This is a genomic window from Brevundimonas sp. UBA7838 (assembly GCF_002500885.1).
Lineage (GTDB): Bacteria > Pseudomonadota > Alphaproteobacteria > Caulobacterales > Caulobacteraceae > Brevundimonas > Brevundimonas vesicularis_C.
The window spans coordinates 1-12,904 of the sequence record NZ_DLTK01000118.1; the positions used below are offsets into that span (position 1 = coordinate 1).

Here is a 12,904-nt window from a genome sequence, read left to right on the forward strand (position 1 = left end):
CCAGCCGCGCGGATCGGCGGCGACGCGGTCGATCTCGCCAGGCCGGGCGCCCAGACCCAGGCGCGTCAGCGCGACGGCGGCGTCGGTCGGTGATGAAGCCATGGCCTTCTCCTCGTCCGTCCCCTGCACATTGTAACGCCTTCGGGCGAAAACTCCGTCGCGGGGTCGGATTTGAGGGTAGGCGGCCAATCAGGCGGGTTGGGCCAAACCGGCCTCCGCGTCCGCGATCAGGTCGCGGTCGTCGACCTGCCACGGGTGGAAATCGGGTTTGTAGAAGGCCAGGTAGTCGCCGATCATCCTGCGATACAGGCCCGGCTTCAGCCACAGCCAGCGGAACAGGCCCAGACGCGCGCGCCAGCCGACGATGCCGTCCTGCTTCAGCAGCATGAAGGTCGTCTCGCGCACGGTGCGGGTGAACAGCAGGGTTGTCAGGAACATGGCCCAGCGCCGGATGCGCCAGCGCTTCAGCGGACTGAGGTCCCGGGTCGCGTGCAGGAAGACGTCATAGGTCACGCCCTTGTGCTCGATCTCCTCGATGGAGTGCCAGCGCCACAGGCGGGCCAGGTCGTGGGGCGAGCCCTTCAGCAGCTCCGGATCGGCCAGCAGCCGATGGGCGAAGGCGGCGGTGAAATGCTCCAGCGCCATGGTCGCCGCCAGCTGGGCCAGGGCCGGACGGGCGCGGGCGATGTCGAGACGGGCGGTGACATAGGCCTCGATCTCGGCGGTGTCGTAGCCGGCGCGTTCGGTGATGGCGTTGAAGGCCATGTGTTCGCGGGTGTGGGCGCCTTCTTGCACTGTGAAGGCGCGGATGTCGGCGGCCAGGGCGGGGGGCGCGTCCTTGGCGAACCGCTTGACCGACTGGATGAAGAACCGCTCGCCGTCGGGGAAGGTCAGGCTGAGGGCGTTCATCACAGCGGTGCCGAACGGGTCGCCGTTCAGCCACCAGCGTGGCGTCGGAGCCTCGCGGTCGATATGCAGGTCGCGCGGCTTGATCTGGAGGTCGGCGGGGGTGGCGGATTTCGCCATGGTTCTGCTCCTCGATTTCGAGCAGAGGATGGAGTTAACTGACATCAATGTCAACTAATGGTCCGGTGAAGCGACGACGCGGGGCGGTGGCGCGCGAGGAGGCGCTGGAGGCGGCGCGCGACCTGCTGCTGTCGGGCGGGCCGGCGGCGGTGACGCTGAAGGCGGTGGGCGAGCGGATGGGCGTGGGTCACGCCAATCTGATCCACCATTTCGGCTCGGCCGCCGGGCTTCAGGGCGCGCTGATGGATGCGATGGTGCGCGATCTGGCCCAGCGGATCGAGGCCGGCCTGAACGAGGGAATGGGAGAAGGGCGCGACGGCGTCGAGCCGGGGCGGCTGATGGGCGTGGTGTTCGACGCCTTCGGGCCGGGCGGGGCCTCTCAGATGGCGGCCTGGCTGGCGCTGGCGCGCGAGCAGGGCCGGGCGGAAAGCTTCGCCGAGGTGGTGCGCGATCTGGCCGAGCGGCTGGCGGCCATGGCGCCTGATGATCCCAGGGCGGCCGAGCGGGCCAAGGCCCTGGTGGTGACGGCGGCCTATATGGCCTTCGCCGAGGGGCTGATCGGGGACATCCTGACGCCGATGCTGGGCGCGCCCGAGGGACTGGGCCGCGATCTGGCGCTGAAGCTGACCGCGACACTTTTGGCCGAACCGTAAGGTTCAGAGCCGAATCTTGATGCTATAGTCCCCACCGATGGCGCTTCTGGACTGGATGAGCGATGTGGCCGGACCCGTGATCCGGGGGGACGGCGTGCTGTTGCGCCCGCCGCGCGCCGCCGATTACGCCGCCTGGTCCACGCTGCGCGACGGCTCGCGCGACTATCTGCAGCCGTGGGAGCCGGCCTGGCCCGAGGACGACCTGACCAAGGCGGCCTTCCGGCGCCGGCTGTCGATCTATGCGCGCGAGATGGAGCTGGGCAACGCCTGGCCCTTCTTCGTCTTCGTGCAGGACGGCAAGACCCTGGCGGGGGCGGTGACCCTGTCGAACGTGCGGCGCGGCGTCGCCGAGACGGGGACGTTGGGATACTGGATCGGTCAGCCGTTTTCCGGTCAGGGCGTGGCGACGGCGGGCGTTCGGGCTGTCGTCGGCTACGCCTTCGACAAGCTGAAGCTGCACCGGCTGGAGGCGGCCTGTCTGCCCACGAACCACGGGTCGCGACGGGTGCTGGAGAAATCCGGTTTTCGCAACGAAGGTCGGGCTCGCGCTTATTTGAAAATTAACGGCGAGTGGGCAGACCATTTGTTGTTCGGCCTGGTCGAGGACGAGCGTTGACGGCCGGGGGCCGTCTGGAAGGGCGAGACGCGTGACACCACGATCCCGATCGCTGGCCTGGGACGCCACGACCGCCATCGAGGCGCTGGCCGCCGCCGAGACGGCCCTGTGGGTCTGGACGCCCGCGGCGGACGAACTGCGGTTCACTGGCGCGACACGGTCGCTGGGGCTGGGACCGCTGGCGCCGGAATGCACGGCCGCCGGATTCGTCGCCCTGGCCATGCCGCAGGATCGCAGCCTGGCCGAGCGGATGCTCAAACCCCAGGACGAGGGCGCCGAGATCGCCGTGCGTCTGCGCATGCGCGGGTCCGAGACCTGTCTGTGGCGCGGCGTCTGGCTGGAAGACGGCCTGCGCGCCGCCGGCGTCGTGGCGCTGGAGACCAAGTTCGCCGGATCGGACCGCGATACGCTGACGGGCCTGCTGGATCGTCGCGCCTTCCTGGCCCGCGTCAGCGAGGTGCTGACCCAGCCCGGCGAATACGAAATCGTTGTCGGCGACGTGGACCGGCTGCGGCGCCTGAACGAGGCGCTGGGGCATGAGCGGACCGACCTGGTGCTGTCGGCCCTGGGCTCGCGTCTGGCCGCCGCCTTCAACAAGGACGCCTCGGCCGCGCGGATCGGCGAGGACGAGTTCGCCATCATCGTCCCCAAGACCGCCTCCCACACCAGCTACCGCGTGCGTGACGCGCTGGAGCAGCCGCTGCGGGTCGCGGGCTTCGACATCTATCCGACCGTCTCCATCGGAGCGGTGATGGTGGAGGGCGGGCCGGATGCGCCCGACGCCGCCGAACTGTTGCGCCGGGTCGAACTGGCGGTGGAATCGGCCAAGGGCGCCGGGCGCGGCGGATCGGCCGCCTATGGCCGGGCTCTGGAAAGCGACAGTCTGAGCCGTCTGGCGCTGGAGGCGGATCTGAGGAACGCCTTCGTGCGGGGCGAGATCGTGCCCTTCTTCCAGCCGATCGTGAACCTGAACACCGGGGCCGTCGCCGGTTTCGAGGCCTTGGCGCGCTGGCGTCACCCGCGCCGGGGTCTGGTGCCGCCGGACGAGTTCCTGGGTCTGACCGCCGACCTGGGGATGATGAACGACCTGGGCCTGCTAATGATGACCCAGTCGGCGCGGCAGCTGGCCGAATGGATCGAACGCCATCCGCTGGCCGGCAAGCTGTTCTGCAGCGTCAACCTGTCCGTCGGCGAGATCGAGCGCCCGCACCTGTGCGAAGACGTGGCGCGCATCATCAAGGAGACCGGCCTGCCCAAGGGCGCGCTGAAGCTGGAAGTCACCGAGGGCGACATCATGCGCGACACCGCCCGCGCCGCCGAGGTGCTGCAATCGCTGAAAGACGTCGGGGCCTCGCTGGCGCTGGACGACTTCGGCACCGGCTTCTCGTCCCTGTCCTATCTGGCGCGCCTGCCGTTCGATACGCTGAAGATCGACCGCTATTTCGTTCTGACAATGAACAAGGACGAGGGCTCGGCCAAGATCGTCAAGTCGGTGGTCAACCTGGGCCGCGACCTGTCGCTGGAAGTCGTCGCCGAGGGCGTGGAGAACGCCGAACTGGCCCGCCTGCTGCTGGACGCCCAATGCCACTACGGCCAGGGCTTCGGCTATGCGCCCGCCCTGCCGGCGCAGGAGGCTGAGGTCTATCTGGCCGAAAGCCTGGCCGACGGAACCGCGCCGCTGAAGCAGCGGTCGGCGTAAGGCTCAGATCGCGTTTAGCAGCAGGCGCAGGTAGCGCTGGCCGTTGGCGTCAGGGGGCGGCAGGTCGCCGGCGCGGATGTTGATCTGAAGCGAGGGCAGGATCAGCTGCGGCGCGCCCAGGGTGGCGTCGCGGGCCTCTCGCATGGCGACGAAGGCGCCCTCCGATACGCCTCCGATGTGGATGTTCTGCGCGCGCTGTTCGGCCACGGTGGTCTCGAACCGGAAATCGGTGCGGCCCTGAGGCAGATAGTCGTGGCCGACGAAGATGCGGGTCTCGTTGGGCAGGGCCAGCAGGCGCTGGATCGAGCGATACAGGGTCCGCGCATCGCCGCCGGGAAAGTCCGTTCGCGCCGTGCCGTAATCAGGCATGAACAGGGTGTCGCCGGTGAAGACCGCATCGCCGATCCGATAGCTGACGCAGGCAGGGGTGTGGCCGGGCGTGTGGATCACTTCGACCGTCAGATCGCCCAGCGCGAAGGCGTCGCCGTCGGCGTACAGATGATCGAAGACGGCCCCGTCCGGGCGCACGTCGTCGGCGCCGAACAGGGGGGCGAAGGCCGACTGAACCTGGGTGATCCGTCCGCCGATGCCGATCGACACGCCCGTCATCGTACGCAGGTGCGCCGCCGCCGTCAGGTGGTCGGCATGGGCGTGGGTTTCGAGCACCAGGGCCAGCTTCAGCCCCTCCGACCGCAGCGCCGCCATGACGGCGTCGATCGACCGCGTCGAGGTGCGGGCCGAGGGCGCGTCGAAGTCCAGAACGGGGTCGATGATCGCCGCCTGGCCGGTCGCCGGGTCGCTGACCAGATAGGTGACGGTATGGGTCGCGGGATCAAAAAAGCCGCGGACGTCGGGGGACTGGGCCATGCGTGAATGCTCCTTGGTCACCCAATATATTAGGCATTGCTTATTTAGCAAGTGCGCATATATTGCGCTCCATGATCGACCTTCAGACCATCGGACTTGAGCGATTCCAGGCCAGCGCAGGCGAGGCGGCGGCGTTGCTGCGCGCCCTGGCCAACGAGAAGCGGCTGATGATCCTGTGTCAGTTGGGCGAGGGTGAGATGTCCGTCGGCCAGCTGCTGCCCCAGGTCGGCCTGTCGCAATCGGCCCTGTCCCAGCACCTGGCCAAGCTACGCGATGAGGCGCTGGTGAGCACGCGTCGGGAGGGCACGACCATCTTCTACCGCATCGCCGATCCGGCCGTTCTGAAGGTCATCGCCGTGCTGGCTGAAATCTATTGTCCTCCTGTTTCCTCCGAAAAGGCATGATCCCGATGAGCGTCCTGACCCCCCTGTCCCCCGCCGAGGTTTCGCGCCGGCTGAAGCAACACACGGCCGTGCTGGTCGACATTCGCGAGCCCGACGAGTTCGCCAGAGAGCATGTCGTCGGCGCCATCCATGCGCCGCTGTCGGCCTTCGACGCCTACACGCCGGCGGGCGCCGACAGCCGCGACGTCATCTTCACCTGCCGAACCGGCAATCGGACGGGCGTCAACTGCGACCGTCTGGCGGCGAAGACGACGGGCCAAGCCTTTGTCCTTGAAGGCGGGCTGGACGCATGGAAGGCGCAGGGCCTGGCCATCCACGCCGACCGCTCAAAGCCGATCGAACTGATGCGTCAGGTGCAGATGGTCGCGGGCGGCCTGATCCTGATCGGTGCGGCGTTGGGGACGTTGGTGCATCCAGCCTTCTGGGGTCTTTCGGCCTTCGTCGGCGCGGGCCTGTTCGTCGCGGGCGCGACGGGATTTTGCGGCATGGCGCGGCTGCTGGCCGTGATGCCCTGGAACAGAGCCGTGAGCCGGCCCGTGACGAGAGCGGCGTGATCCGATGACGACCGAACTGACCCCGCTGGTTCTGACCGCCTTCAGCGGCGGCGTCGTCGCCCTGCTGCTGACCCTGTTCGGCGGCGGCGGGTCGGTTCTGGCGGTGCCGCTGCTGCTCTATGTCGTCGGCGTCGCCGACCCCCACGTCGCCATCGGCGTGTCGGCGGCGGGCGTGGCGCTGAACGCCCTGACGGCTCTGGCCGGTCACGCCAGGGCAGGGCGGGTGCGCTGGCCCTGCGCGACCCTGTTCGCCATCACCGGTGCGGCCGGGGCCTGGTTCGGATCGTCCCTGGCCAAGATGATAGACGGCCATCAGTTGCTGCTGATCTTCGCTGTGGCCATGGCGGCGGTGGGCGTAACGATGCTGCGTCCCAAGGCGGCGGTCGCGCGGGACGAACCCCGGCTGAATTGGTCGATGTCGCCGCGCGTCGGCATGGCGGGCGCGGGCGTCGGCTCGGCCGCAGGCTTCTTCGGCATCGGCGGCGGCTTCCTTATCGTGCCCAGCCTGATGTTCTCGACCCGCATGCCGATCTACTATGCCGTCGGCTCTTCCTTGGTCGGCGTCACCGCCTTCGGCCTGACCACGGCCTTCAACTACGCCCTTGATGGCTGGGTCGACTGGCCCCTGGCGGCCGTCTTCATCGGCGGCGGCGTGCTGGGCGGTCTGGTCGGCGCACGGCTCGCCAAGGCCCTGTCGGGACAGAAAGGCGTCTTGAATACCGTCTTCGCGGGGCTGATCTTCGTCGTCGCCTTATATATGCTTTACCGCAGCGCCGGCGCGCTCGGCTTGATCGGTTGAAACGCTTCCATGGAACTTGACGCCCTGATCCTGGCTCGGATGCAGTTCGCCTTCACCGTCGCCTTCCACATCGTCTTCCCGGCCTTCTCTATCGGCCTGGCCAGCTATCTGGCCGTGCTGGAGGCCCTGTGGCTGAAGACAGGGCGCGAGCTCTATCTGAACCTTTTCAAATACTGGCTGAAGATCTTCGCCGTCGCCTTCGGCATGGGCGTCGTCTCGGGTCTGGTGATGTCCTATCAGTTCGGCACCAACTGGTCGGTCTTCTCCGACAAGGCCGGACCCGTCATCGGCCCCCTGATGGCCTATGAGGTGCTCAGCGCCTTCTTCCTCGAGGCGGGCTTCCTGGGCGTGATGCTGTTCGGCCTGAACCGGGTCGGCAAGAAGCTGCACTTCCTGGCCACCCTGATGGTCGCCATCGGCACCTTCGCCTCGGCCTTCTGGATCCTGTCCGTCAACAGCTGGATGCAGACGCCGCAAGGCTACGCCATCAACGAGGTCGGCCAGTTCATCCCGGCCGACTGGTTCAAGATCGTCTTCAACCCGTCCTTCCCCTATCGCCTCGCCCACATGCTGCTGGCGGCCTACCTGACGACCGGTCTGGTGGTCGGCGCGGTCGGCGCCTGGCACCTCATGAAGGAGCGGACCAACAAGGGCGCGCGCAAGATGTTCGCCATGGCCATGGGCATGATCCTGGTCGCCGCTCCGGTGCAGATCTTCATCGGCGACATGCACGGGTTGAACACCCTGGAGCACCAGCCCGCCAAGGTCATGGCGATGGAAGGCCACTTCGAAAGCCACCCGGACGGGGCGCCGCTGATCCTGTTCGGCCTGCCCGATCGCGAGGCCGCCACCGTCCATGGCGCGGTCGAGGTTCCGAAGCTGTCGTCCCTGATCCTGAAGCATGATCCAAACGCGCCTCTGGCCGGTCTCGACACCGTCGCCCGCGCCGACTGGCCGCCGGTGGAGATCGTCTTCTGGTCCTTCCGCGTCATGGTGGGACTGGGCATGGCCATCCTGCTGCTGGGGCTATGGGGGTTGTACGCCCGCCTGCGCAGCCGCCTCTATGACGCCCCCTGGCTGCACCGCTTCGCCCTGATCATGGGACCGATGGGGTTCGTCGCCGTGCTGGCGGGCTGGATCACCACGGAGGTCGGCCGCCAGCCCTGGACCGTCTACGGCCTGCTGCGCACCGCCGACAGCGCCGCGCCTCTGGCGGCGCCTGCCGTCGCGACTTCCTTGGCCGCTTTCGCCGTGGTCTATTTCACCGTCTTCGGCGCCGGGGTCTTCTACATCCTGCGTCTGATGAGCCATGCGCCTCATCGCGGCGAGCCGGGCGTGGCGGAAACGCCGATCCGCACGGCGGGCATCACGCCTGCCCCGGCCATCGACCCCGACCGTCCCATCCCGACTGGCGAGGAGACTGATCATGAGCGTTGATCTGACCCTGGTCTGGGCCGGTCTGCTGGCCTTCGCCGTCTTCGCCTACATCGTCATGGACGGGTTCGACCTGGGTGTCGGCATCCTGTTCCCGACACTGAAGGCCGGCGATCAGCGCGACAAGGCGATGAACTCGATCGCCCCGGTGTGGGACGGCAACGAGACCTGGCTGATCCTGGGCGGTGGCGGCCTGTTCGCGGCCTTCCCCCTCGCCTATGCGGTCCTGATGCCGGCGGTCTACACGCCGATCATCGCCATGCTGCTGGGGCTGGTCTTCCGGGGCGTCGCCTTTGAATACCGCTGGCGCACCGTGCGGGCCAAGCCCGTCTGGGATGTCGCCTTCTTCGGCGGCTCCCTCCTGGCCGCCTTCTCCCAGGGCGTCACCCTGGGGGCCATCCTGCAGGGGGTCGAAGTGTCCGGTCGCGCCTATGGCGGCGGCTGGTGGGACTGGCTCAGCCCCTTCAGCCTGCTGACCGGTGTGGCCGTCGTCGTCGGCTACGCCCTTCTCGGCGCCACCTGGCTGAACATGAAGACGGATGGCGCGCTCCAGACCCACGCCCCGTCCCAGGCCTGGAAGTTGGGGCCGGCGACCTTGCTGATGATCGGCGCGGTCAGCCTGGCCACCCCGTTCCTCGACGGCGAATACGCCCGCCGGTGGTTCGACTGGCCCGGCGTGCTTCTGACGGCCCAGGTGCCGTTGCTCGTCCTGATCGTCGCGGCCGCCTTCTTCTGGACCATGCGTCAGAAGCGTGAGGTCTGGCCCTTCCTGCTGTCGCTGGGCCTGTTCGCGGTGACCTTCGCCGGGCTGGGCGTCAGCGTCTTCCCTTACGCCGTACCCGACGAGATCACCCTCTGGCAGGCCGCAGCTCCCGCCTCCAGCCAGCTGTTCATGCTGGTCGGCGCCCTGATCCTGATCCCGATCATCCTAGCCTACACCGCCTACGCCTACTGGGTGTTCCGCGGCAAGGTCGGCGACGACGGTTACCACTGATGCGTCGCGGCTCCACAAACGGGCTCCGGCAGGGCCTCTGGTTCGTCGCGCTCTGGGCGCTGGGCGTGGGCGTCCTGGGCATCGTCGCCTATCTGCTGCGCGGCGTTCTCAAGCTGGCCGGGGGGTGAGCCCGCAGGCGCCGAACCGCTGGCCCTGGCCGCCGCTCATCACGGGCGGCGCCGTCCTTGTCGCGCTCATCACGGCGCGTCTGTGGTCCCCGCCCGCTCTCTTCCCCGGCGCCTTCGCCGCTGGCGGCCTCCTGGTCGGGCTCGCCCTTGGTTTGGACCTCTGGGCCATGCTGGTGATGCGGCGGTGGCGCGCCAACATCCTGCCGCACCGGGCGGCGACCGCTCTGGTCACGACCGGTCCGTTCGCCTGGAGCCGCAACCCGATCTATCTCGCCAACGGCCTGCTGCTGCTCGGCCTCGGCGGCCTGTTCGACAACGCCTGGTTCTTCGTGGCCGCCCCCGTCGCCGCCTTCGCCACCGACCGCCTCGCCATCCGGCGCGAGGAACGACACCTGACGGCCCTCTTCGGGCCAGCCTGGTCCGCCTACGCCGATCGCGTGGACCGCTGGTTTGGGCGGCGGATGCCGTCGCAATCACCTTAAGGCTGGCTTAAGCTTGGCCCGGCCTGTTGCGACAAAACGCAGCAGGAAACGACGATGGGAGACATCAAGAGGCCCGCGCCAACCACGGGAACGCTTGTCCGGTGCTGATGGGCCTCCTCATGAGCGGTGCGATCGCCGCCGCCGGGCAACCCACGGACGCCCAGGATAGCTGGCGCGTCTCCGGATCGGCGCGCGCGCGGGGAGAGACGCTGTCAGGCCAGTTTTGTCCGATGGCGGAGCCAAGCGACGCCGTCCTGACGACGCGGCTGACGCTGGCCGTCGAGCGGGATGTGGGTCACGTGACGTTCGGGCGAGGTGTTCGATTCGCGGGCGTTCGGGCAAGGTCCGCTGTCGTCGGTCGGCGTTGGCGAGGTCAATGCGCTGGAGTTGGTTCAGGCCTACGCCAAGATCCGTCTCGGCGCGCGACGTGAGCGGACACTGAAACTCGGCCGCTTCACCATGGATCTGGGTTCCAAGCGTTTCGTTTCTCGCCAGAATTTTCGCAACACCACCAACGCCTATACCGGCGCCCGTTTCGACACGCCCCTGGCCGACGGCGCGCTGACGGCCTTCTGGGTCATGCCGCAGGTGCGGTTGCCGGACGACAGGGCCGCCATCGAGGACAATCGGATCGCGTGGGATCGAGAGAGTTCCAACCTGCAGTTCGCCGGCCTGTTTTGGACTCGCGACCTCGGCCAGCGGCGGTCGCTCGACCTCTATGTCTACGGCCTGACCGAAAGCGATGACGCGGACCAGCAGACCCGAAACCGCCGGCTGGCGACGCCCGGCGTCCGTTGGCGCCATTCGCCGGCGGCCGGGGCGTGGGATGTCGAGGTCGAGGCGGCGGCCCAGGTGTGAGTTCCGGCACCCGATGCGACAAACCAAGCCTGAAATGACCCGTTAGCGGTGCCCAAAGCTCCGATTTCATCCACCAAAAACTGCGACAAAATCTAGGACTTTGGCAAATAATGCGACAAGATACCGAAGTGCATAAGCGCCGACGCATTCCGCCGGGCCGCCGCTCAGTGACAGGGCAGATGCCCTCGCGCTATCCGAGCGGACCGCTTCTTTACGAGTCCAAACTGGAACGCGATTTCCTGATGTCGCTGGAGGTGGACGGCCACATCCGCGACGTGGTCACTCAGCCGATGACGATCAGTCTTACGGTCGATGGCCAGGCGCGTACCTATACGCCCGACATCATGGCGGTCTGGCAGACACGCTCGCCTTGGCCTCACGGCTTTCGACGCGTGGTCTTCGAGGTGAAACCGCTGGCGATCCTACGCTCGGGGTATGGAACACTGGCGCCGAAGTACCGCGCCGCTCGCCGGTATTTCGCCGAGAGAGATGTCGGCTACCGCGTGGTGACCGAACGCACCATTCGCACACAGCGTCAGGTGAACGCCGAGCTGATCGCCCCGACCCTGCGAGGCAGCGTAGATCAGGAAATGGTGCGTCGGGTGCAGGCGATTGTCCTCGCCAAGGGGACGCACCGACTAGGCGACATCCGTTTCCGGCTGGAGGAGGAAGGGGCCATTCGCGGCGTCGTTATGGAAGCCCTCTATTACATGCTGGGTGCGGAGCTTCTGATTGGCGACCTCAACAAGCCTCTCACCGACGATACGCCTCTGACGTGGTGGGTGAATGCGAAAATCGGAGCATTGCTTGAAGGGACTTAGGTTAGACGCCGGCGTCAATGTCACGATCGGCAAGCGCCCTGCCACTATCGTTCGCGTACTCGACCTGGACAGTTATCTGGTCCGCTTCGAGAGCGAGGAACATCGCCTCGTCGGGCGTAAGGACATCGACGATCCACGAAGCGTAAGCGCACCGATCCGCACTCTGGACGACTATAGCGCTAAAGAGACCGAGGAAGCTTACCGTTGGTGGGAAGTCCTCAAACCCCTTCTCACCGGCGCCATCTCGCGTGGTGAAAAGTCGGACTTCATAATCGAAGCCGGCAAGGTGCTCGGGGTTGATCGAGCGACCGTCTATCGCCGTGTGAAAGGCTACACCGACTCGGTCATGAGCTTGCTTCCCAAGGGCGGGCAAGGCGCGCGCGGACAGCGGCGTATGAGCGCCGAGCGAGACGCCCTCCTCGATGCCATCATCAGGAAGCATTACCTGGTCAAAAATCAGCCCGCCCCTATGACGGTGTACAAGGAACACCTCGAAATCGAATTCGCAAAGGCCGGTTTACGCCCTCCGGTTCTCGCCACCTTCTACGCTCGCATCGCGGCGCTAGACCCGATCGAGGTCATCGAGGCGCGCCAGGGCAAGCGGGCATCGCACGACGCTAAGAAGCGCCTGATGGGCAGCTATCCTTTCGCTGAGGCGCCGCTCAGTTCAGTCCAGATCGATTATTGGGATTACGATCTCGAAGTGGTGGACAGCGTTGATCGCCTCCCCATCGGCCGACCTCGGCTGACGATGGCGATCGACACATTCAGCTTCATGCCCATCGGCTACTATCTCTCTCTGGATCCTACCGGCGCCTCCAGCGCCGGTCTCGCGATTTTCCATTCGATCACACGCAAAGAACGATGGCTCGCCGACCTGGGCGTGGAGATGGAGTGGCCCGTTTGGGGCTTCCCTAAGATGATCCATGCGGACAATGCCAAGGAGTTCAGGGGCTCCATGCTTCGACAGTTCATGGCCAACGTGGACGGGGAGCTGATGAACCGGAAGGTCAAGACGCCTCGATATGGCCCCCACATCGAACGCTACTTTGGCAAGCTAGCGTTCAGCGTGAAGCACCTCCCTGGCGCGACCGGATCGAATATTCGCGAGCGCGCAAAGCTTCCCGACCCGAGGAAGTCCGCCAGCCTCACGCTTGGGGAGCTTGAACTCTACCTCCTCAGCGTCATCAAGGAACACATCAACACCAAGCATTCCACGCTCGGCATGACCCCGCTGGAGAAATGGCGCTCGTACTTCTTCGAAGGGACCAGGCAGATCAACAAGCTGCCTGACGAAGTCGACAATCTCGATTTCTGGCGCAAGGAACTGATGCCGAAGACCGAGCGGACGCTACAAAGCTATGGTGTTCAGTGGGATCTCTTCCACTACGATTCCGACGGCTTGGTCGCCCTGCGTCAGCGACATGCGAAGACGCCAAGCAAGACCTTCACTGTCCGCCGCGACCCTCGCGATGTTTCGGAGGTGTACGTCTGGGATCCGGACAACAAGGTCTATCTGACCGTCCGCTACAGAAGCCCCATGAGCATCGTGACGTGACCCCCTGAAAC

General features: G+C 66.6%; 15 protein-coding genes. 13 read left to right on the forward strand and 2 right to left on the reverse strand.

Annotation, left to right across the window (positions count from 1 at the left end):
• Window positions 1-189: 189 nt before the first annotated feature.
• Window positions 190-1,026, reverse strand: coding sequence for a metal-dependent hydrolase (locus B3T77_RS11135; protein ID WP_292079608.1), 837 nt, complete (start codon window positions 1,024-1,026; stop codon window positions 190-192).
• Window positions 1,027-1,091: 65 nt separating this feature from the next.
• On the opposite strand from B3T77_RS11135, the gene B3T77_RS11140 reads away from it, so the two are divergent.
• From B3T77_RS11140 to B3T77_RS11150, 3 genes are read left to right on the forward strand one after another with little or no spacing between them, the layout of a single operon-like run.
• Window positions 1,092-1,679 carry a helix-turn-helix domain-containing protein gene (locus B3T77_RS11140; protein ID WP_292079610.1) on the forward strand — a complete coding sequence of 196 codons (588 nt, stop codon included), beginning with the start codon at window positions 1,092-1,094 and terminating at the stop codon, window positions 1,677-1,679.
• A gap of 37 nt (window positions 1,680-1,716) precedes the next feature.
• Window positions 1,717-2,295 carry a GNAT family N-acetyltransferase gene (locus tag B3T77_RS11145; protein ID WP_039244861.1) on the forward strand — a complete coding sequence of 193 codons (579 nt, stop codon included), beginning with the start codon at window positions 1,717-1,719 and terminating at the stop codon, window positions 2,293-2,295.
• 31 nt (window positions 2,296-2,326) lie between these two features.
• Window positions 2,327-3,994: a putative bifunctional diguanylate cyclase/phosphodiesterase gene (locus B3T77_RS11150; protein ID WP_045809768.1), complete on the forward strand. Its 1,668-nt coding sequence runs from the start codon at window positions 2,327-2,329 to the stop codon at window positions 3,992-3,994.
• Window positions 3,995-3,997: 3 nt separating this feature from the next.
• Here the strand turns inward: B3T77_RS11150 and B3T77_RS11155 are convergent, their stop codons facing one another.
• Window positions 3,998-4,861 carry an MBL fold metallo-hydrolase gene (locus B3T77_RS11155; protein ID WP_292079615.1) on the reverse strand — a complete coding sequence of 288 codons (864 nt, stop codon included), beginning with the start codon at window positions 4,859-4,861 and terminating at the stop codon, window positions 3,998-4,000.
• 71 nt (window positions 4,862-4,932) lie between these two features.
• Here B3T77_RS11155 and B3T77_RS11160 point away from each other — a divergent pair, with 71 nt between their 5' ends.
• The 10 genes from B3T77_RS11160 to B3T77_RS11205 all read left to right on the forward strand — a co-directional run bounded on the left by B3T77_RS11160 (window position 4,933) and on the right by B3T77_RS11205 (window position 12,893).
• Window positions 4,933-5,265, forward strand: coding sequence for an ArsR/SmtB family transcription factor (locus tag B3T77_RS11160; protein ID WP_292079617.1), 333 nt, complete (start codon window positions 4,933-4,935; stop codon window positions 5,263-5,265).
• Window positions 5,266-5,270: 5 nt separating this feature from the next.
• Entirely contained in the window at window positions 5,271-5,819 is a 549-nt protein-coding gene (locus B3T77_RS11165; protein WP_292079619.1) for a rhodanese family protein, read from the forward strand.
• A gap of 4 nt (window positions 5,820-5,823) precedes the next feature.
• Window positions 5,824-6,618: a sulfite exporter TauE/SafE family protein gene (locus tag B3T77_RS11170; protein ID WP_292079622.1), complete on the forward strand. Its 795-nt coding sequence runs from the start codon at window positions 5,824-5,826 to the stop codon at window positions 6,616-6,618.
• Between the two features lie 9 nt (window positions 6,619-6,627).
• Window positions 6,628-8,055 (forward strand): cytochrome ubiquinol oxidase subunit I, encoded by a 1,428-nt coding sequence (locus B3T77_RS11175; protein WP_066627970.1) that lies wholly within the window; start codon window positions 6,628-6,630, stop codon window positions 8,053-8,055.
• The gene (cydB, locus tag B3T77_RS11180) at window positions 8,045-9,046 is read left to right on the forward strand and encodes a cytochrome d ubiquinol oxidase subunit II (RefSeq protein WP_292079624.1); all 1,002 of its coding nucleotides are present in this window, start codon (window positions 8,045-8,047) and stop codon (window positions 9,044-9,046) included. The genes B3T77_RS11175 and cydB overlap by 11 nt, the downstream gene beginning before the upstream one ends.
• Window positions 9,046-9,174 (forward strand): DUF2474 family protein, encoded by a 129-nt coding sequence (locus B3T77_RS11185; RefSeq protein ID WP_137721941.1) that lies wholly within the window; start codon window positions 9,046-9,048, stop codon window positions 9,172-9,174. Before cydB ends, B3T77_RS11185 begins: the two co-directional genes overlap by 1 nt.
• Window positions 9,171-9,656, forward strand: coding sequence for a methyltransferase family protein (locus B3T77_RS11190; protein ID WP_054764186.1), 486 nt, complete (start codon window positions 9,171-9,173; stop codon window positions 9,654-9,656). The genes B3T77_RS11185 and B3T77_RS11190 overlap by 4 nt, the downstream gene beginning before the upstream one ends.
• A 315-nt stretch (window positions 9,657-9,971) precedes the next feature.
• The gene (locus tag B3T77_RS11195) at window positions 9,972-10,514 is read left to right on the forward strand and encodes an alginate export family protein (protein WP_054764187.1); all 543 of its coding nucleotides are present in this window, start codon (window positions 9,972-9,974) and stop codon (window positions 10,512-10,514) included.
• A gap of 179 nt (window positions 10,515-10,693) precedes the next feature.
• Window positions 10,694-11,335 (forward strand): TnsA endonuclease N-terminal domain-containing protein, encoded by a 642-nt coding sequence (locus tag B3T77_RS11200; protein WP_066552783.1) that lies wholly within the window; start codon window positions 10,694-10,696, stop codon window positions 11,333-11,335.
• Entirely contained in the window at window positions 11,322-12,893 is a 1,572-nt protein-coding gene (locus B3T77_RS11205; protein ID WP_292079625.1) for a Mu transposase C-terminal domain-containing protein, read from the forward strand. The genes B3T77_RS11200 and B3T77_RS11205 overlap by 14 nt, the downstream gene beginning before the upstream one ends.
• Window positions 12,894-12,904: the final 11 nt, after the last annotated feature.

Coding starts and splice junctions, on each gene's coding strand:
- B3T77_RS11135 (WP_292079608.1), bottom strand. CDS start 1,026: ATGGCGAAATCCGCCACCCCCGCCGACCTCCAGATCAAGCCGCGCGAC.
- B3T77_RS11145 (WP_039244861.1), top strand. CDS start 1,717: ATGGCGCTTCTGGACTGGATGAGCGATGTGGCCGGACCCGTGATCCGG.
- B3T77_RS11155 (WP_292079615.1), bottom strand. CDS start 4,861: ATGGCCCAGTCCCCCGACGTCCGCGGCTTTTTTGATCCCGCGACCCAT.
- B3T77_RS11160 (WP_292079617.1), top strand. CDS start 4,933: ATGATCGACCTTCAGACCATCGGACTTGAGCGATTCCAGGCCAGCGCA.
- B3T77_RS11165 (WP_292079619.1), top strand. CDS start 5,271: ATGAGCGTCCTGACCCCCCTGTCCCCCGCCGAGGTTTCGCGCCGGCTG.
- B3T77_RS11170 (WP_292079622.1), top strand. CDS start 5,824: ATGACGACCGAACTGACCCCGCTGGTTCTGACCGCCTTCAGCGGCGGC.
- B3T77_RS11175 (WP_066627970.1), top strand. CDS start 6,628: ATGGAACTTGACGCCCTGATCCTGGCTCGGATGCAGTTCGCCTTCACC.
- cydB (WP_292079624.1), top strand. CDS start 8,045: ATGAGCGTTGATCTGACCCTGGTCTGGGCCGGTCTGCTGGCCTTCGCC.
- B3T77_RS11185 (WP_137721941.1), top strand. CDS start 9,046: ATGCGTCGCGGCTCCACAAACGGGCTCCGGCAGGGCCTCTGGTTCGTC.
- B3T77_RS11200 (WP_066552783.1), top strand. CDS start 10,694: ATGCCCTCGCGCTATCCGAGCGGACCGCTTCTTTACGAGTCCAAACTG.